The organism is Rhizobium sp. BK289 (genome assembly GCF_014193575.1).
In the GTDB taxonomy this organism is placed as follows: domain Bacteria; phylum Pseudomonadota; class Alphaproteobacteria; order Rhizobiales; family Rhizobiaceae; genus Rhizobium; species Rhizobium tropici_C.
The window spans coordinates 476,725-494,559 of sequence record NZ_JACHZO010000004.1 but is presented as its reverse complement, the minus strand read 5'-3'; the positions used below and the strand labels follow the sequence as shown (position 1 = coordinate 494,559).

General features: G+C 59.3%; 16 protein-coding genes. 13 read left to right on the top strand and 3 right to left on the bottom strand.

What is annotated here, in order from left to right:
• The 6 genes from FHT84_RS10805 to FHT84_RS10780 form a co-directional block, all read left to right on the top strand.
• Window positions 1–1,164: amidohydrolase (locus FHT84_RS10805; protein ID WP_183762165.1), on the top strand; the 1,164-nt coding region annotated here is incomplete at its 5' end.
• Window positions 1,165–1,326: 162 nt separating this feature from the next.
• Complete coding sequence (locus tag FHT84_RS10800; RefSeq protein WP_183762162.1) at window positions 1,327–1,782, top strand: DoxX family protein; 456 nt, start codon at window positions 1,327–1,329, stop codon at window positions 1,780–1,782.
• Between the two features lie 10 nt (window positions 1,783–1,792).
• Window positions 1,793–2,692: a glyoxalase gene (locus FHT84_RS10795; RefSeq protein WP_183762160.1), complete on the top strand. Its 900-nt coding sequence runs from the start codon at window positions 1,793–1,795 to the stop codon at window positions 2,690–2,692.
• Window positions 2,693–2,747: 55 nt separating this feature from the next.
• The gene (locus FHT84_RS10790; RefSeq protein ID WP_112345507.1) at window positions 2,748–4,148 is read left to right on the top strand and encodes an alginate export family protein; all 1,401 of its coding nucleotides are present in this window, start codon (window positions 2,748–2,750) and stop codon (window positions 4,146–4,148) included.
• A gap of 129 nt (window positions 4,149–4,277) precedes the next feature.
• Window positions 4,278–5,258: an alpha/beta hydrolase gene (locus FHT84_RS10785; protein WP_183762158.1), complete on the top strand. Its 981-nt coding sequence runs from the start codon at window positions 4,278–4,280 to the stop codon at window positions 5,256–5,258.
• Between the two features lie 109 nt (window positions 5,259–5,367).
• Window positions 5,368–6,048: a YoaK family protein gene (locus FHT84_RS10780; protein ID WP_113249037.1), complete on the top strand. Its 681-nt coding sequence runs from the start codon at window positions 5,368–5,370 to the stop codon at window positions 6,046–6,048.
• 317 nt (window positions 6,049–6,365) lie between these two features.
• Here the strand turns inward: FHT84_RS10780 and FHT84_RS10775 are convergent, their stop codons facing one another.
• Window positions 6,366–7,829, bottom strand: a complete 1,464-nt coding sequence (locus FHT84_RS10775; RefSeq protein WP_246698496.1) for a mechanosensitive ion channel family protein — start codon at window positions 7,827–7,829, stop codon at window positions 6,366–6,368.
• Between the two features lie 213 nt (window positions 7,830–8,042).
• Between FHT84_RS10775 and FHT84_RS10770 the strand changes: the two genes are divergently transcribed.
• The 5 genes from FHT84_RS10770 to FHT84_RS10750 all read left to right on the top strand — a co-directional run bounded on the left by FHT84_RS10770 (window position 8,043) and on the right by FHT84_RS10750 (window position 12,108).
• On the top strand, window positions 8,043–8,213 hold the full coding sequence (locus FHT84_RS10770) for a hypothetical protein (protein ID WP_183762156.1): 171 nt from the start codon (window positions 8,043–8,045) through the stop codon (window positions 8,211–8,213).
• Window positions 8,210–9,424: an MFS transporter gene (locus tag FHT84_RS10765; RefSeq protein ID WP_183762154.1), complete on the top strand. Its 1,215-nt coding sequence runs from the start codon at window positions 8,210–8,212 to the stop codon at window positions 9,422–9,424. Before FHT84_RS10770 ends, FHT84_RS10765 begins: the two co-directional genes overlap by 4 nt.
• A gap of 295 nt (window positions 9,425–9,719) precedes the next feature.
• Window positions 9,720–9,959 carry a DUF2188 domain-containing protein gene (locus tag FHT84_RS10760; RefSeq protein ID WP_169645480.1) on the top strand — a complete coding sequence of 80 codons (240 nt, stop codon included), beginning with the start codon at window positions 9,720–9,722 and terminating at the stop codon, window positions 9,957–9,959.
• A gap of 171 nt (window positions 9,960–10,130) precedes the next feature.
• The gene (locus FHT84_RS10755; RefSeq protein WP_112345512.1) at window positions 10,131–11,198 is read left to right on the top strand and encodes an MBL fold metallo-hydrolase; all 1,068 of its coding nucleotides are present in this window, start codon (window positions 10,131–10,133) and stop codon (window positions 11,196–11,198) included.
• 334 nt (window positions 11,199–11,532) lie between these two features.
• Window positions 11,533–12,108: an AraC family transcriptional regulator gene (locus FHT84_RS10750; RefSeq protein ID WP_112345513.1), complete on the top strand. Its 576-nt coding sequence runs from the start codon at window positions 11,533–11,535 to the stop codon at window positions 12,106–12,108.
• Between the two features lie 182 nt (window positions 12,109–12,290).
• On the opposite strand, the gene FHT84_RS10745 is transcribed toward FHT84_RS10750, so the two are convergent.
• On the bottom strand, window positions 12,291–12,908 hold the full coding sequence (locus tag FHT84_RS10745) for a LuxR C-terminal-related transcriptional regulator (protein ID WP_112345514.1): 618 nt from the start codon (window positions 12,906–12,908) through the stop codon (window positions 12,291–12,293).
• Between the two features lie 738 nt (window positions 12,909–13,646).
• Between FHT84_RS10745 and FHT84_RS10740 the strand changes: the two genes are divergently transcribed.
• The gene (locus FHT84_RS10740) at window positions 13,647–14,558 is read left to right on the top strand and encodes an AraC family transcriptional regulator (RefSeq protein ID WP_183762152.1); all 912 of its coding nucleotides are present in this window, start codon (window positions 13,647–13,649) and stop codon (window positions 14,556–14,558) included.
• Window positions 14,559–14,739: 181 nt separating this feature from the next.
• On the opposite strand, the gene FHT84_RS10735 is transcribed toward FHT84_RS10740, so the two are convergent.
• Window positions 14,740–16,530, bottom strand: coding sequence for an ABC transporter ATP-binding protein (locus tag FHT84_RS10735; protein WP_183762150.1), 1,791 nt, complete (start codon window positions 16,528–16,530; stop codon window positions 14,740–14,742).
• A 531-nt stretch (window positions 16,531–17,061) separates the two neighbouring features.
• On the opposite strand from FHT84_RS10735, the gene FHT84_RS10730 reads away from it, so the two are divergent.
• Entirely contained in the window at window positions 17,062–17,805 is a 744-nt protein-coding gene (locus tag FHT84_RS10730) for an SDR family NAD(P)-dependent oxidoreductase (RefSeq protein ID WP_183762147.1), read from the top strand.
• The last annotated feature ends 30 nt before the right edge of the window (window positions 17,806–17,835 follow it).

Below are 17,835 nucleotides of genomic sequence, written 5' to 3'. Positions count from 1 at the left end.
CCGGACGATTACGCCGTCATCCAGAAGCTGTCCGACGAGAACCAGATGACGGTGCGCCTCGCCTACAACCTCTTCACCCAGAAGCCGAAGGAAGAAAAGCAGGACTTCCTCAACTGGACCGCTTCGGTCAAATACAAGCAGGGCAACGATTACTTCCGCCACAACGGTGCGGGCGAGATGCTGGTCTTCTCCGCCGCGGACTTCGAGGATTTCCGCCAGCCCCGTCCGGAGATGGCTCCGGAAATGGAGGGCGAGCTGGAAGAGGTCGTGCGCGTTCTGGCAGAAAACCGCTGGCCTTGGCGTCTGCACGCCACCTATGACGAGACGATCTCGCGTGCGCTCGACGTGTTCGAGAAGGTCAACAAGGATATCCCGCTCGAAGGACTGAACTGGTTCTTCGATCATGCCGAAACCATCTCGGACCGCTCGATCGACCGCATCGCGGCCCTCGGCGGCGGCATCGCCACGCAGCACCGCATGGCCTATCAGGGCGAATACTTCGTGGAGCGGTACAGTCACGGCGTGGCCGAGGCTACACCGCCGATCGCCCGCATGCTCGACAAGGGCGTCAACGTCTCGGCCGGCACAGACGCCACCCGCGTTGCTTCCTACAATCCGTGGGTCTCGCTGTCGTGGATGGTGACTGGCAAGACGGTCGGCGGCATGCAGCTCTACCCGCGCGCCAACTGCCTCGACCGCGAGACGGCGCTGCGCATGTGGACCGAGAAGGTCACCTGGTTCTCCAACGAGGAAGGCAAGAAGGGCCGCATCGAGAAGGGCCAGTTCGCCGACCTCGTGGTGCCGGACAAGGACTTCTTCTCCTGCGCCGAGGACGAGATCTCCTTCCTCGTCTCGGAACTGACCATGGTCGGCGGCAAGATCGTCTATGGGGCAGGCGACTTCAAGACGCTCGACGAGAACGACATCCCGCCCGCCATGCCGGACTGGTCTCCTGTCCGCAGCTTCGGCGGCTACGCGGCCTGGGGCGAACCGGAAGGCGCGGGTGCCCGTTCGCTGCGCCGAACCGCCATCTCCACATGCGGATGTGCCACCGATTGCGGCGTGCATGGTCACGATCATGCTGGTGCCTGGACCTCGAAGCTTCCGGTCGCCGACCTCAAGGGCTTCTTCGGTGCGCTCGGCTGCTCGTGCTGGGCAGTCTGACCAGCCTCCAGCCCGGGCGGCCACACCGCCGCCCGGGCGTCACCTCATCATTGCCAAATCCGCAATTAAATCGAAACTATTGCTGCAATTGTTGGCGTGGCGGTTACCAGCCAATATCGCTCCATCAAAAGCGGCCTCGACGGCGAACATGCAGGAGCTGAAATGACCTTTCAATCTCATATGTCCAACCCAGTCCGGAGCAGTCTGGCACGCGCCGTCGGCTCTCCGGTCATCCGGACGGTATCACTGTTGGCTCTTTGCGCAGCCTACATCCAAGGTCCGCTCACCAAAATCTTCGACTTCAACGGTGCCCTGGCCGAGATGGATCATTTCGGTCTCCATCCCGCCACCTTCTTCGCAGTGGCCGTCATCGTCTTCGAACTTGCCGCTTCGTCCATGGTGATCTCAGGCTTCCTGCGTTGGGCAGGTGCCCTGGCGCTCGCTGGCTTTACGCTTCTTGCAACCTTCATCGCGCTCCGCTTCTGGGAAATGGCGCCCGGCATCGACCGCATGATGGCGACCAACGCCTTCTTCGAACATCTCGGTCTCGCCGGCGGCTTTTTGCTCGTCGCCTGGCTAGATCTCTCCCATCCATCTCAATCCCATCTCGAACGCTGAGGCTTAAGACGTGATCTCACGACCGCTCCCAATACTAGCTATTCTTCTTGCCCTTACTGCGCTGCCGGCCGCACCCGCGCTGGCCCGCAATGCCTATCCGCAGGTCGGTGTCGGCGCTCAATATGACACCACGCATGTTTACGTGGCGCCGGACAAGGTCGACGCCTTCACCCAGAGCTTCCTTGCGACTTTCGGTGGGGCAAGTACGAAGCAGGTCGTTACCACGGTGACGCCGACCCCGAGCAGCACGACGTCGCAACTCCTGCAGACTCCCGTCGGCACCGTGTCGCTGTTCGGCTTCAAGACGCCGATTCCCTATCCCTTCGGCGCCGAGCGCACCGGCTATCTCGTTACCGATATGGACAAGGCCGTTGCCGCTGCCCGTGCCGCCGGCGCCAGCGTGACCGTGTCGCCATTCCCCGATCCCATCGGCCGCGACGCCGTCATCCAGTGGCCGGGCGGCGTCAACATGCAGATCTACTGGCACACGACCAAGCCGAACTATGCGGCCTTCGAAACCGTGCCGGACAACCGCGTCTATGTGTCGGCAGATGCCGTCTCTGCCTTTGTCAGGGGTTTCCTCGCCTTCTCGAAGGGCAAGGTTGTCTCCGACGATAAAAAGGCACCCGGCGTCGAGATCGGCCGTCCCGACGATACGTTCCGCCGCGTCCGCATCGAATCCGTGTACGGCAGGATGACCGTGCTCGTCACCGACGGACATCTGCCCTTTCCTTATGGCCATGAGATGACGGGCTACGAAGTCCCGGATCTTGCCGCGACCCTGCAGAAGGCCAAGGACAGCGGCGCAAAGATTCTCGTCGACCCCTATCAGTCGAGTGGCCGCCGGGCCGCCATGGTGGAATTCCCCGGCGGGTATGTGGCGGAAATTCATGCCATCACGAAGCCCTGATGACAGCGCAGCGGCCGCGCAGACGCGGCCGCCCTGCCTTTGAGGGAGTATAAAGATGATTGAACGCCACTTACTTTCGGCCGCCGCCTTGCTGGCCTTGTCAGCGACGGCGGCAATTGCTGCTGACGAGGCAAAAGCCGTCAAGCGGCCCGCGATCAAGAGCAACCGCTGGCAAGAGGATTGGTCCGTCCTGGCGGATCCTGCACTCAGGACGCAGCCGCTCGACAGCCTGAAATACCTGCCGTTTTCGCCTGGTGATCCGGGAACCTACATATCGTTCGGCGCGAATTTGCGAGAACGGTTCGAGACAAACAACGCCCCAAGTTTCGGAATCGGCGGTGTCGCGCGTGACAACTATGTGATCGAGCGAGCGCAATTCCACATCGATCTGCACCTCTTCGAGGACTGGCAGGTATTCACGCAGTTCGAAGATGATCGCGCATTCGGAAAAAGCTCGATCGGCCCGGCGGATGCCGACAAAGTGGATCTGCGGCTTGCATTCGTCTCCTATTCACACGATTTCGATGCCGGGACCTTCAAGGCCCGAGTCGGCCGGCAGGATTTTGCTTTCGACCTGCAGCGCTTCGTTTCCTCGCGCGACGGGCCGAACGTTCGGCAATCCTTCGACGCTGTCTGGGCGGATTGGGAGACGGGGCCGTGGCGTTTCATCGGCTTCGTCAGCCAGCCAGTCCAATATCGAAACGACAAGGCCTTCGACGACACATCGAACGGCGACTTCCGCTTCAGCACGTTGCGCGTGGAACGGCAGGTCCTGGGAACCAATGAGCTCTCCGCTTACTATTCGCTCTATCAGAAGCGCAACGCACATTACCTGGATGGATCCGGAGACGAAGACCGGCACATATTCGACACCCGGTTCGCCGGCAGTTCGAACGGTCTCGACTGGGATCTCGAGGGGATGGGGCAGGTGGGTTCCGTCGGCGATAAGGATATTCGAGCCTGGGCGATCGGCGCGCGTGGGGGGTACACCTTCGAGGATGCATCCTGGACGCCGCGGCTGGGTCTGCAGTTCGATATGGCCTCAGGGGATCGCCATCCCGGCGATGGCACTGTCGGCACCTTCAATCCTCTTTTCCCGAACGGCTATTATTTCGCGCTCGCAGGCTACACCGGCTACACAAACCTCATTCACCTCAAGCCATCGATAACGGTGAAACCGACGGACAATATGACGCTGATGGCGGCAGTTGGTCTTCAATGGCGGCAAACCACGGCAGATGCGATCTATGTGCAGCCCAACCAGCCTCTGGCAGGAACGGCGGGCCGCGGCGGCGCCTGGACCGGAGCTTATGGGCAGATCAGGCTCGACTATGCCTTCAATGCAAATCTGACAGGCGCCATCGAGGCGGTGCACTACGAGATCGGCGATGCCATCCGCAAAGCCGGCGGTCACGATGGCAATTATCTGGGCGTTCAACTGACTTTCGCCTGGTGATCGAATTTCAAGCGATCCCATTCGCCGGCCTGCGGCGACCCGAGCTTTGTCCAAATGGGACAAGTATCGGACAAGAGGCAGCAGCGCTCACAGGCTATGCAATCGAAGTCCACTCCAAAGGTTACCAAGATGTCTGACAATCCGATCGAGATAATGTTTTCCCGCAGGCAAACATTGCTGGCCGGCGCAACCCTTTCTGCCGCCATAGCCATGCCATCTCTTGCCTTTTCCGCTGCCACCCCCACAAGAATTGAAGGAATATCTCCAATGACCACCGGCTTCGTCGAAACCAAGGACGGCGTACAGATCTTTTACAAGGATTGGGGTCCGAAGGACGCCCAGCCGATCGTTTTCCATCACGGCTGGCCACTGTCTTCGGACGACTGGGACACCCAGATGCTGTTCTTCGTTCAGCACGGTTATCGCGTCGTCGCCCATGACCGCCGCGGTCACGGCCGCTCCTCGCAGGTCAGCGGCGGTCATGACATGGATCACTACGCAGCTGACGCATCCGCAGTCGCCGAACATCTGAATCTGAAGAACGCCGTCCACATCGGCCACTCGACAGGCGGCGGGGAAGTCGCCCGTTATGTCGCCAAGTTCGGTCAGCCGCAGGGCCGTGTCGCCAAAGCCGTGCTGGTCAGCGCCGTTCCTCCGCTGATGCTGAAGACCGAATCCAATCCGGGCGGCCTTCCCATGGAAGTCTTCGACGGCATCCGCAAGGCTGTTGCCGACAATCGTGCCCAGTTCTTCCTCGACTTCCCCGCCGGACCGTTCTACGGCTTCAACCGCGAGGGCGTGACCGTCTACCAGGGCGTAATCCAGAATTGGTGGCGTCAGGGCATGATGGGCGGCGCAAAAGCCCATTACGACGGCATCAAGGCTTTCTCCGAAACCGATCAGACCGAGGATCTCAAGAAGATCACCGTTCCGACCCTCGTCATGCATGGTGACGATGATCAGGTCGTTCCGATCGCCGATTCCGCCGAACTTTCCGTCAAGCTGCTCAAGAACGGCACGCTGAAGGTTTACAAGGGCTACCCCCATGGCATGCTGACGACGCACGCCGACGTCATCAATCCGGACCTGCTCGCCTTCATCAAGGCCTGACGAACACGACCCGGCCTGCCGCTGAGCTCGAGTGCAGCGGCAGGCCGCCCATTAAAGCAGTGCCCGGAGTGCCGGAGCACTTTACCGAGATATTCAGGATGCTCCGCCAATGAAAGCTGTTCCGCTTCCTCTCCTCCTCAGCTTCAACGGAGGATATGTCGATACTGTCGGCTTCCTGGCGTTGGGCGGGCTGTTTACCGCCCATGTGACCGGCAACTTCGTGACCTTGGGCGCATCATTAGCCTTGGGTACGGGAGGCACCCTGTCCAAGCTTTTCGCACTTCCGGTTTTCTGCGCCGTCGTCTTTGCCTCCCGTATCGTCGGGCTGGCGCTGAAGCGAGGCGGTCGACCGGTCCTGCGTCCTCTTCTCGTCGTCAAGCTTGTGCTGCTTATCGTTGCTGCCGCGATCGCCTTGGCATACGGTCCCTTCGGCGATCCGAACAGCCCGACCGCGTTTGCAATCGGCATGATCCTTGTTGCCGCCATGGCAGTGCAGAACGGCATTCACCGCGTTCATCTGGCGAAGTCTCCTCCGTCGACCCTGATGACCGGAACGACGACCCAGATCATGCTCGATCTTGCCGATATCGCCATGGGCGGCCGTTCGGAGAGCACCGCTGCAGCCTACTCGCGTCTGAAGCGGATGGTGCTCGCCGTTATCGCCTTCGCACTGGGCTGCGCTATTGGGGCGCTGACATTCATTTTCTCGCCCGTCTGGAGTTTTGCCGTCCCTGCCGTCCTGGCTGCCCTGGCACTCTTTGCGCATGTTGAAACGCCCGAAGGCGATTGATCGGCATGCGCCGCGAAAATGCAACATCTCGAGCCAGCATGTGCGATAGATCTAACAAAGGCCCGCTTAGGATGCTTTCAGCAATGTCCTGCGATCGCGGATATTCGTCGCCTACGCGGTCGTAAGAAAACTGCCCATACCCGGAAGCATCCAGCCCGAATGGCCTCGGAGCCTCTAAGTCGATAAGCTGGAGCGCGCGGTCGACCATAACTTTGAGCTCATGCACACCGTATCCCACCTTCGAGGAAAAGACCGGTTGATCCAGCGATCAGCACTGCTGATCACTGGAGGCGCTGGTCTTATCTAGCCATGTTCCGTCAGGCCACCGGCGAATGCGGCAACTGGAAGAGATGACGGATGCGGCTGGTCAACGTCTGCGCGTGCAGCAACGGCGTACTGCCTTCCCCATGCAGGCGTCTTTCCTGCTCGAGGCGGCCAGCGAGCGTTGCGCCGATGTCTTCAGCAAGAGCCGGGCGTTGCCGCAAGATCTCGCAAAGCTGATCACGTCCGATCTCGCAGGCAACGACCGGCGTCAACGCGATGATGCGGCCGGGTTCTTCCGCGCCGATCAAGAGACCACGCTCGCCGAAGAAATCACCAGGCGATAGCCGATTGAGCTCTAAGTCTCGACCATTTTCGTGGCGAACGACATTCACGACGCCGCTTTCGACAAGCGTCAACGCCTGCGCGTGTTCTCCCTGCGGAATGATCTCTGTTCCTCTGGCGTAAGTTCGGCGGGTCGCAGATTTGGAAAGCGTCTCCCGCTCTATTTCGGTGAGGGCGGAAAAGAGCGGCAGCATCGCCATGAGCCGCAATGCCTTCTCAGACCCTTCCTCCGAACCGATCGTCGACTCTGCTGCGGGCGCTGCGCTGAATACGATACTACTTGCGAGCGGAATTCCAGCCGCCAGCGCATGCCGGTATACCAGATCGTAGATCTCGTTTTTCGCTGCTGTCGTCTCGGATATGTCGCGGATTCGGAAAGCAAGCTCGAATTCGATGACCTCCTTGGTGAGGCTGATGATCGAGACCAAGGGATCCGGAATGCGCATCATATGATTGCTTCCCAGCGTGACCGTCTCGAGCAACCTCGCCATCGTCGCCGGCGTCCGGGTCGGGGCGAGTTTGATCGACATGGTAATGCCGTGGGTCTCGTCGGGACTGTTGAGGTTGACCAATTGTGACTTGGCGAGTGCGCTGTTGGGAACGACGACAAGATCGTTCGTCGCGTTGGATAGATGTGTCGCGCGCCAGTTGGTCTCGATGACGCGACCCTGAACCCCGCTTTCGAGAATGATCCAGTTTCCGACGCTGTACGAACGGCCCAGATTGAGCGCGATACCGGAAAAGACATCGGAAAGCGTGCTTTGCATCGCAAGACCGAGGACGATCGCAAACACGCCGGATGTGGCGATCAGCGTGCCAACCGGCACACTGAAGACATAGGCTACTACGGAAAGAACGGCCCCGACATAAATGATCCCGGCGATCAGGTCCTGGACGAATCGTGCTTCCCGGGGGCGGCGCTCGAAGATCAGGAACAGCCTGACGCAGCTGACGAGCATCATCGCGCCGCCGAGCCACCAGATTGCTTTTGCGAGGCCATAAAACAGGCGGTGCCAGAGATCTGATGATGGCGGCGTTTCGGAATAGGGCGCTACGCCTTTGGCCAGCAGAATGGCGGTCAACGTGGCAAAAAAAGCGACATCGGTGGCAAAACGGGCAGCCCTGTGCCTCGGCAGCAGCCAATGTGCCGCAGCGAGGACAACGACAAGAAGCAAGAATTGTATAATGGGATCAAAAAAATATTGCATCGTGTGGCCCGGCAAGCAGCCCGCGATCAATACCCCAATTTCCGAACGGCGTCTTGGCGATTTCAATGAATTTTGGCGTTCTATCGTTCAGTAATAATGAACAATGCATAGTCCACGTAGACAATTTCAATCTCAATCGAATTGGCCGACATCTTGTTCATCGAAACAGGAGTTCGGCAAATGAACAAGCCAGTTGCATTCCACACCTTCAAGCACGGTCGGTTCGATATCACTGTGCTCTCCGAGGGTCCCAACATTCCGCTTAACGTCACCACGAATGACGGCATTCTTGTCGATGTCGGCGCGGGCATGCATTTCCAGCCGAGCCCCGTGATGGAGGCACGATCATGAGCCGCAAGGTTTTTGGAAGGCAGGCGAGCTTTCTGACGGCCGCGGCGGTCGTCGCCCACACGATCTGGACCAGCGCGGCCCCGGCTCTGACCTATCCGCTTTATGCGCAGGAATGGCACCTGACGACATTCACCACAACGGCGATCTTCGCCGTCTATCCCGTCTTCGTCGTCCTCATGCTCGTCGTCTTCGGCAATGTCTCGGATTATATCGGGCGACGGGAAGCAATGCTGTTCGGCCTTGCGGCTTCGCTCGTCGGTTCGGTCATATTTGCGCTGGCGCCGGACGTTGACTGGATCTTCATCGGCAGGGCTTTCATGGGTGTTGGCGTGGGCCTGTCCGCGGGGCCGTCGGCTGCAGCCGTGGTCGAGTTCAGCGCACCGGCCCGGGCCTCGCAAGCCGGTAGCATGACAGCGGCCGCCCAGGCATTCGGCATGATCGGCGCCGCCCTTGTCGGCGGTGCGCTGATCGAATATGCGCCGCTGCCGACGCGGCTGAATTTCGTGGTTCTTGCCGTCGTCCTCGCCGTGCTCATGGTTACGACCTGGAGACTCCCGAACCGCACGGCATCGCGACCGGCCGGCCGTTGGCGCCCAAGGATCCCCGCAATCCCGAACGGATTGTTTGCGACTTTCGTGACGGCTACGGCGGCGGTAACAGCCTCTTATGTGCTTGGTGCCATGACGCTTTCCCTTGGTGCACAGGTGGCGCGGGATGTCATCGCCTCTCAAAACGCCCTCGTCAATGGTGGCACCATCGCGCTTTTTGCGATCTCTTCCGCCATCGCCACAATTCCGGCGCGGGGTGTAAAGCCGAGCAGGGTCATGCTCGCGGGTAGTGCCATTGCCATCGTTTCCTCCGGGCTGTTGGCGATCGCCGCGGTCCTGCACTCGCTGGTCTTCTATACTGTTGCCCAAATCGGCAGTGGGATGGCTTACAGCCTGCTCCTCCTCGGGGGACTTTCGCTGATCAATGCCGCTGCTCCCGTGCCTCATAGAGGCGCGACGCTCTCGGCGCTGTTCCTCGTTGCTTATCTCGCCCAGGCGGTCGTGGCCCTGCTACTGGGCAAGATCGCGACCTGGGCAGGTCTCTCTTCAGCGGTGGATCTGGGCGTCGCGACGGTCGCAACGCTGGCCTTGGCAACGCTTCTGCTTGACGCGGTCAGAAATGCGGTCGCTGGCCGCCATGCTCGCAAATCCGACGCGTGCTGATGTGACCGGGATGCCGCATGGGGTCGATCGCAAGATCGGCCCCGCGACGTTCGCGATAACCGAGAGCTTCGAGACAGATGCCGCCATCGATAATCAATCTGCCAATGCAGCCGACATCGGCAGGTGAAACGTCCATGGAACGGAGAAACTGACAATACCGATGGATCAGCTTTCCCTACGAATGGTTCAGAACACAGGAGGCCTGCAGGCCGTTCGACAAGAGCTTGTCGCACTGCTTCGCTGCCCGGAGAGTGAGCCTCCGGAAGCGGGATCACCATAAAAAGGAAGCGTATCGATGCATCTGACATATCACATTGGCCAGCATGACGGGGGCTGGGCTTATCGACTGGACGGCGTCTGGTCGGAGCCCTATCCGAGCCATGCGGCAGCACGCGCCGCAGCCCATCGCGCCGCTCGCCGGCAGCAGCTTGGGGGCCACGATGCGGAGATCCTTTTCCAATCCGAGGACGGTTCATGGCATCGGGAACATGTCGAAGCCGGCGATCGTCCTGAAGTCGATGTCGCTAACGAGTAGCACCGCGGCGTAGGGTTCCGGAGCTCACAGGCGCCCGGTGGGCCGACGCTCCGGTTTCCCAGCTTCTCTGGTTCCACGGCTCCATCTCTCCATTCCGAATTAATTGCGACGCCGAGCAACGATGCACAGCGCGATGAAGCAGTATGTCCCATTAATAATCAGGAGAAATTCATGAGATACCGAGATTTCCTAGCTGGCTCCTTCAGCCGGCAACGGAGAGCTGTGGACCTGGGCTTGAGCCTTGCGCTGTTCGCCCTCTGCTCGGTCCTCGCCGTCACTTTGTTGAATGGATATGCGCTGGCCGCAGCCTCGAAAGTCGGCACGCAAGCCCCCGGCTTTTACCGCATGACCCTCGGCAATTTTGAAATCACCGCGCTCTCCGATGGCACGCATGCATTCCCGGTCCACAAGGTCCTCACCAAGACATTGTCGACCGGTGGGCAGAGCGTGCCGCTAGACCAGTCCTCCCCAGGCGAGGCAGATGCGCTGCTTGCCGAAAGCAATCTCGCCGTTCCGGTCGCCGGATCGATCAACGCCTTCCTGATCAATACCGGATCGAAGCTTATCCTGGTCGATAGCGGTGCGGGCAGCCTCTACGGCGGTTGCTGCGGCCACCTCATCGAGAATCTTCGGGCGGCCGGTTACGTGCCCGATCAGGTCGATGAGATCTATCTCACCCATCTGCATGCCGATCACGTCGGCGGCGTGGCACCGAACGGCAAGATCGCCTTTCCGAACGCCATCGTCAGGGTGAGCCAGACCGATGCCGACTATTGGCTGAAGGACGCCAATGAAGCGGCGGCGCCAGAGCTCCTGAAATCGATGTTCGAAGGCGCCAAGGCATCTCTGAAGCCCTATATCGACGCTGGCCGTTTCAAACCGTTCACCTATGGCGAGGAACTTTCCCCCGGCATCAAGCCGATCGCCAGCCCCGGACACACGCCCGGCCATAGCTTCTTCGAGGTCGAAAGCAACGGGGCCAAATTGCTGTTGTGGGGCGATATCGTTCATGTCGGCGCCGTGCAGTTCCCTGACCCTGCCGTGACCGTCGCCTATGACGGCGATGCCGAAATGGCCGAAAGCGAGCGGCTCGCGATCTTCGCCGACGCCGCACAGAAGGGCTATTGGATCGGAGCCGCCCACATCTCCTTCCCGGGCCTCGGTCATGTGAAGGCGAAGGACGGCCACTTCTTCTGGATCCCCGCCAATTACGACGCTGCTCCAGCAGGCGCAAACTGAACGCAACCTCAAGGCGCGGATGAAGGGCGTCGGTATGATGGGCTCTTGGATGAGGCGAGGTGTCGTAGGCTTGCGGCGCCTTGCCTTTGCGGTTGGGCAGGTTTGGGTTGGTGTGCTGGCCAGCCGAGGGCTCGCTCAGATCGTCCGTAGATCAACGGGTTCGAGGCGTGATCGATCGAACCTTCTTTCATCCATTTTGCGCCGATAATACCTTGGTATGATCCGGTAGGACGCATGTATGCTGGAAACCGGATCAGTGTACGATTTCGCCGGCGGCCTGTCCGTTTCAAGATGACCTTATCAAGAATTTGAAGGGTCACATTGGAGATTGACGATGTCCGCCGCCGCTGTTTTCACCCAGAACGCTTCCCCCATCACTTTCAAGAACGTCGCGACGGAAACAGCGGAGGAGGTGTCTTCCCTTCTTTTGTGCGCGATCCGCTGTGTCGAAAAGGACAAGACGATCGCCATCGCTCTCATAAAGCAGGCTTCCCGTTTGCTGAAGCCGTTCTCGATCCCGGTCGAACCCGCCGAGCGCTCGCGCAATTCGGCCGGCGGCCTTGCTCCCTGGCAGATCAATCGCGTGAAGAACTACATTGAAGATCGCATTTCCCACCCGATTGCGCTCGATGAGCTCGCGCAGGTCGTAAAGCTCAGCACCAGCTACTTTTCCGCCGCGTTTAAGGTGACCTTCGGTACGTCTCCCCATAATTATGTCATCGAACGCAGGGTGGAATTTGCAAAGCATCGCATGCTGAACAGTGACGCCCCGCTCTGCGAGATTGCGCTGGACTGCGGGCTGGCCGACCAGGCTCATCTCTCGCGCATTTTCCGGCGTGTGACCGGAACGACGCCGAGCGCCTGGCGTCGATGCATGGCGAGCCCCGGAAGTCGGGCGGTCGCCGCATGAGGGAATGATGCCGTCAAGGCGCTGCTTTGACGCAGGTCCAGCGCGAGGACGAATGGCCAATTTAGGCGACGTTCGCTTTGCGTCCGGACTACTTCAAAAGTGAAAGAAATTTGCAGCCGTTGGGTTTCGAAGAGTTCGCATCAAGCCTGAGGGAAATCGGCGTGATTGCCGAATGAGGCAGATCAGGGCTCGTTCAGCCTGAGTATTTCAGCCATTTTGATGAGGTCGGCCAGCGTGCGAGCACCCATCTTGCGCATCGCCGATCCACGATGAATCTTGACCGTAACCTCGCTCAGCGACAGTCGCCCGGCGATCTGCTTGTTCATCAGCCCGGTCGTGACCAGCGCCATCACTTCCTTTTCGCGCGAGCTCAGATCCTCGTAGCGTGCTCGCAGTGACGAGACCTCGGAATCCTTCGACCGTCGCTGCCGGTCGACCTCCAGTGCTCGTGACACAGCGTCAAGCATATCCTGATCTCGAAAGGGCTTTGGAAGAAAGTCTATGGCACCGGCCCTCATGGCGCGGACCGTCATCGGGATATCTCCAAAACCGGTCATGAAGATCAAAGGGATGGACTTCTCGCTCTTCAAAAGCTGGTCCTGGAAATCGAGACCGCTGAAGCCGGGAAGACGTACGTCCACGAGCGCACAGCATGGGCCAACCGATTCCGTGAAAACAGAGAAATTCGGAATCGTTTCATGCAGCACTGTTTTCAAGCCGACCGACCGAAGCAAGCTGTCGAGCGAAAGACGCAAGCCCCGGTCATCATCGATGACATGCACAATTGGTGTCGTATTCATATCCAAACCGAGTTGAGACCAAAGCCGATCTTTCGGGAGCACCGTCATCCTGCGCATTGTTGATCAGCGATCCGTTCGTGCGCGTCTGCTCCGCGGGAAGGCCAAGCTGAAATGTGCCCCAAGGGGGCGTCGATTGGAGCTCGATACGGGCAAGACCCATGCCGACGCCGGTTTCTCTGGTTGAGAAAAAACTCTCGAAAAGTCGCTCGCGATTATGGGGATCAATTCCGGTTCGCTGTCGTCGACATCCAGCCATGGGTGGCGCGCTGCCGAGTGCCAATACACAACGTCCTGTTCCACGCCTGTCCGTCCGACATTGCCTGGGTGGCATTCAGGGCGAGATTGACGATCACGTGCAGGATCTACGCCTTGTCCGCCTTCCAGCGGACGTGTGGGCGAAAGATCGAGGCGCCAGGTGGGCCGCTACCCCAGTCTTTGTAGTAAAGACGCGTGTCGTCGCGGACGGTCAAGATTGGCATCCGTCTTACTCCATTGGAAGAACTGAAGTTTTTTGAACTATCCGGACGCTATCACAGCGATTTCACCCGCACCATAGGTGGAATTTACAAGACGGAGCTATGCGCCAAAGAACAAGCCTTTCCTTCAAAATTGACGGCTAATTTGATGCGCGGCTCGAGTGCGGGCATATAGATTTGGCGTGGGTGTCGCGTTATAGGTCGCTAGACAATGGTGGGCTAAACGCCACCCGAGTTCCGTCGAAACCGAAAGGCAAAGCCGATGACAGGGGAAGGTCTTGGCGCTGAAGCCCAGCATAAAAGGGATTCCTTCGGATGTACTGTGGCGGGACTCGACGAGGACTGGCAGCTTTTTGCCGGCAACATGACCTTTTTCAGAAAAGCATCGAAAACGGCACCGGGGAGGGTCACCACGTCCCCGGGCACCGATGGTTATCTAATCGGCCTCTCGGCCCAGGGCGGGCATCGAAGACGGATTTTTGACGAGCGACGCTCGACCATTTACGATTTTGGAGAGGATCATATCTATGTCCGTGATCTGCGCGAGCCCTACAAAGCCGATCTGAGCGGCTCGTTTGATTTCATTCTGGCGGAAATTTCGGGCTCGGATCTTCAGGAAATCGCTGCAGCGTCCGACTTGGGAGACGTTGACACCCTCGCCATTACCACCGCGCGCCCGGATGCGCTCCTAGCTGGATTGTTACGCACGCTACTTGAGTGTGGAGCAAGGCACCAGAGCAATCGCCTCTTTGTGGACCAGATCTCCGCGGCGATTGGTGTTCACTTGGCCCACAGCTACGGGAACGGTCGGCTTCGGACGACAGATCGTCGATTGACTCTCTCGAAGAAGCAGGAGGATCTCGCAAAGCAGCTTCTGATGAGCCGGATTCCCGCTGAGATTTCGATCGGCGAGATCGCTTCGCTCTGCGGTCTGCCGAGATTCACTTTCATCCGCGCCTTCCGTGAGACGACCGGGATGACGCCCAACGAATGGCTTCGGCAAGCACGTGTGGAACGCGCTTGCCTGTTGCTTCGGAATGGAGCGTTCTCTGTCGCGGACGTCGCCGCTGCCTGCGGATATCCGGACGTCCCCAATTTTGTTGCCGCGTTTACAAGATCGATGACCGTCACACCTGAAGCATGGCGAAGTGCCGCTGGCGTCAGGCCTCAGTGAAAACGATGGCCTGTCCTATTTATACGGCATGCCGTGATCAAGAGGGATATCCTCCCAGTTCCCAAGGGGACACGGCGTAGGGCGAGCGGGGGGGCCTATGGCTACCGCTGGCGCCCGCCGCCGAAACTGGGCACTTGGGTCTTCACGTCAGCAATTTGGTCGGAAGCTCAAGTGCTACAGCTCACGCCACCAGTCCCTTGGTCAGTTCGAGCGCCTGCCGCTCGAACAGTCGGCGATAGATGCCGTTGTTAAGCCGGATGAGCGCTTGATGGTCGCCTTCTTCGACGATCTTTCCTTTGTCGAAAACCAGCAGCCGGTCGAGCGCCCGCACCGTCGATAGGCGGTGCGCGATCACGAGTGTCGTACGACCCTCCATCAGGCGCTCCATGGCCTGCTGAATCTGCACTTCGCTTTCGCTGTCCAGGCTGGAGGTCGCCTCGTCCAGGATCAGCACGGGTGCATCAGCCAGAAATGCCCGCGCGATGGCGACACGCTGACGTTCACCACCCGACAGCTTGACCCCGCGCTCACCCACCATCGTCTCATAGCCCTTCGGCAGGTCCATGATAAACCGATGCGCACTGGCCTGTTTCGCTGCATTCTCGATCTCACGCCGCGATGCGTTCGGTCGGCCATAGGCGATGTTTTCGGCCAGAGTGCGATGAAACAGGATGGGCTCCTGCTGCACGATAGCGATCTGGCCACGCAGGCTCGATTGCTTGACCTGGCCGATATCCTGTCCGTCGATTCGGATCGAACCGGACTTCACGTCATGGAGGCGCTGGATGAGCTTGACAAACGTCGTCTTGCCCGAGCCCGAATGTCCCACCAATCCGACCCGCTCTCCCGGTTTGATCGTGACCGAGAAATCGTCGTAGAGCGGGGTAGGATGGGCGCCGTACTGGAAGGTGACGCGATCGAACACGATTTCGCCCTCACCGATCGTGATGGCCTTCGCGTTCGGCTTATCCTCGATGCCCAACGGCGTTTTGTCGAGCAGGACAAGTTCCTCCATGTCGTTGACAGCGCGCTGCAGGTTTCGAATGTCTTGCCCCACCGAACGCAGATATCCCTGCAGGACGAAAAACATCGCCAGGACAAATGTGATATCGCCGGGCGTCGCCAGCCCCCGCTGCCACATGACAAGACCGGTACCAAGAATGCCGGCCTGCATGAAGACCATCATGAAGCCCTGGATCGTGCCGTTCAGTGTCCCGCGCTTCCAGGTTCGTCGCGTTCGCTTGTCCCACTTGGCCAATACGTGGCGCAAGCGTTCCTCCTCACGGATTTCAGCACCGAAAGCCTTCACCACCGAGTTGCAGCTGATGGCATCAGCCAGAGCACCACCGAGCCTGGTATCCCAGGCATTGGCAAGCTTCGCCGCCGGCGACACGAAGCCAACCGAAAGCATCACAGTCACGCCGATATAGATCAGCGATCCGGCAGCCACGATCAGGCCCATGATCGGCCAATAAGTGCCCAGCACGATACTCGCGCCCACCAGCATGACGATCGAAGGCAGCAGGGCTACGAGCAGCAGGTCGTTGAGAGAATCGAGCGCCCACATACCGCGGGTGATCTTGCGTACCGTCGAGCCGGCGAAACTATTGGCATGCCAATCGGTCGAGAACCGCTGGACCTTGTGGAAGCCATTATTGACCACATCCGCCATGATGCGCAACGTCAGCCGTATGATCCCGTTGAAGATGAACCAGCGCAAGGTGACACTGGTCAGGCCCAGGGTCGCAACGACAGCGAAGGCACGTATTGCATCGCCAGCCGCATCGCCGCTGGCAATCGCATCGACAATCTGGCCGGAAAATACCGGCACCAGAACTTCAGCCAGCGTGCTGGTGATTACCAGCAGGATGATGATGCCCACCAGCGCAGGGCGATAGGCCCACTGACGAAAAACAAAGCCGAGCACGTTGCGATAAGCATCGGCGCGGAAGTCGAGCTTCTTGCGAGTCATTTTAACAGTCCGACTCCGTATTTGGCAGTCGGCCCCAAAATCGAGAGTTAATAGACACAGTCGGACGGGAGACGAACTAATCCCGGCAGATCGATCGAGCTGTGAAGGAAATTAAAAACCGCATGTCGCGCCCTGTGGCGGGCCGCGAATGGAAATGACCTAGTGTCGGATCATTCCGGACGGGAGGGTTTCGATGAATGCTGATGTCATGCAACGCCTCCTTTGATTGATCTGCTGCGGTAGGAATTTTGTACCGAACTATTTCGTTTTTGCCAACCCAATATTTTCTACTTTGCGGAGAATGATGCCCGAATGCCACACCATTTCGGCGCATCCGCCTGATCGAACCGATGGTCGCTGGCGCGCCGCGTAGGCTGCCGGTCGCGCAGCGATCCGGCGGTCCAGTCATCGGCAGACACCTCAGAAATCCCGCCAACCTTGTTACTCCCACGTATCGGCTGCCCGGGACTAAGCTTCTCGACGATCATCAGGAAACCCCTCCTGATGGGCGGTCAGTTACAGGAGCAAGTCTTGAACATCGAAAACAAAACGGTCATGATCACCGGCGCCAATCGCGGCATCGGCCGGGCTCTTATGGACGAAGCGCTGCGGCGCGGTGCAAAACGTGTCTATTCGGGATCGCGTAGCGAGCAGCATCATGACGATGAACGCGTCACCTTCGTCAAACTCGACATAACCGACGAGCGCGACGTCCGGGAGGCCGTCGGGACGATCGGGAAGCTCGATATCCTCATCAACAATGCCGGCATCTTCATGCCTGACGATCTCGGCGACGCTGACATCATCAATCGCCATCTGGCGGTCAATTTCTTCGGGCCGCTGAAAGTGACTCAGGCCTTTCTTCCTGCATTGATGCGATCGAAAGGCGCTATCATCAGCAACCTCTCACTATCGGCGCTCGTGCCGGTCGCCTCCACGCCGGCCTATTCGCTTTCGAAGGCGGCGGCACATAATTTGATGCAAGCCTTTCGAGCGCTCCTGTCAGCGCACGGTGTCACGGTACACAATTGTTTCACCGGGCCCGTCGATACCGACATGACACGCGGCTTCGAGGTGCCGAAGTCGCCGCCCGGCCTGGTGGCAGCCGGAATTCTCGACGGCTTCGAAAGAGGCGAGGAGGATATCTTTCCGGACCCCTATTCCGAACGCATTGCAGATGGCTGGCGCACCGGCGTCATCAAGGCTCTCGAGCGGGAATTTGCCGCTTACGTTCCGCCGATAGCTGAGGCGGCTCTGGACTGTTGTCACCACTGACGCTCTGTTTGCGCCGAACGGCATTGCCGT

Bases quoted from the DNA above. Each gene is read 5' to 3' on its own strand.
- FHT84_RS10800 (WP_183762162.1), top strand. From the start codon at position 1,327: ATGACCTTTCAATCTCATATGTCCAACCCAGTCCGGAGCAGTCTGGCA.
- FHT84_RS10790 (WP_112345507.1), top strand. From the start codon at position 2,748: ATGATTGAACGCCACTTACTTTCGGCCGCCGCCTTGCTGGCCTTGTCA.
- FHT84_RS10785 (WP_183762158.1), top strand. From the start codon at position 4,278: ATGTCTGACAATCCGATCGAGATAATGTTTTCCCGCAGGCAAACATTG.
- FHT84_RS10780 (WP_113249037.1), top strand. From the start codon at position 5,368: ATGAAAGCTGTTCCGCTTCCTCTCCTCCTCAGCTTCAACGGAGGATAT.
- FHT84_RS10770 (WP_183762156.1), top strand. From the start codon at position 8,043: ATGAACAAGCCAGTTGCATTCCACACCTTCAAGCACGGTCGGTTCGAT.
- FHT84_RS10765 (WP_183762154.1), top strand. From the start codon at position 8,210: ATGAGCCGCAAGGTTTTTGGAAGGCAGGCGAGCTTTCTGACGGCCGCG.
- FHT84_RS10760 (WP_169645480.1), top strand. From the start codon at position 9,720: ATGCATCTGACATATCACATTGGCCAGCATGACGGGGGCTGGGCTTAT.
- FHT84_RS10755 (WP_112345512.1), top strand. From the start codon at position 10,131: ATGAGATACCGAGATTTCCTAGCTGGCTCCTTCAGCCGGCAACGGAGA.
- FHT84_RS10750 (WP_112345513.1), top strand. From the start codon at position 11,533: ATGTCCGCCGCCGCTGTTTTCACCCAGAACGCTTCCCCCATCACTTTC.
- FHT84_RS10745 (WP_112345514.1), bottom strand. From the start codon at position 12,908: ATGAATACGACACCAATTGTGCATGTCATCGATGATGACCGGGGCTTG.
- FHT84_RS10740 (WP_183762152.1), top strand. From the start codon at position 13,647: ATGACAGGGGAAGGTCTTGGCGCTGAAGCCCAGCATAAAAGGGATTCC.
- FHT84_RS10735 (WP_183762150.1), bottom strand. From the start codon at position 16,530: ATGACTCGCAAGAAGCTCGACTTCCGCGCCGATGCTTATCGCAACGTG.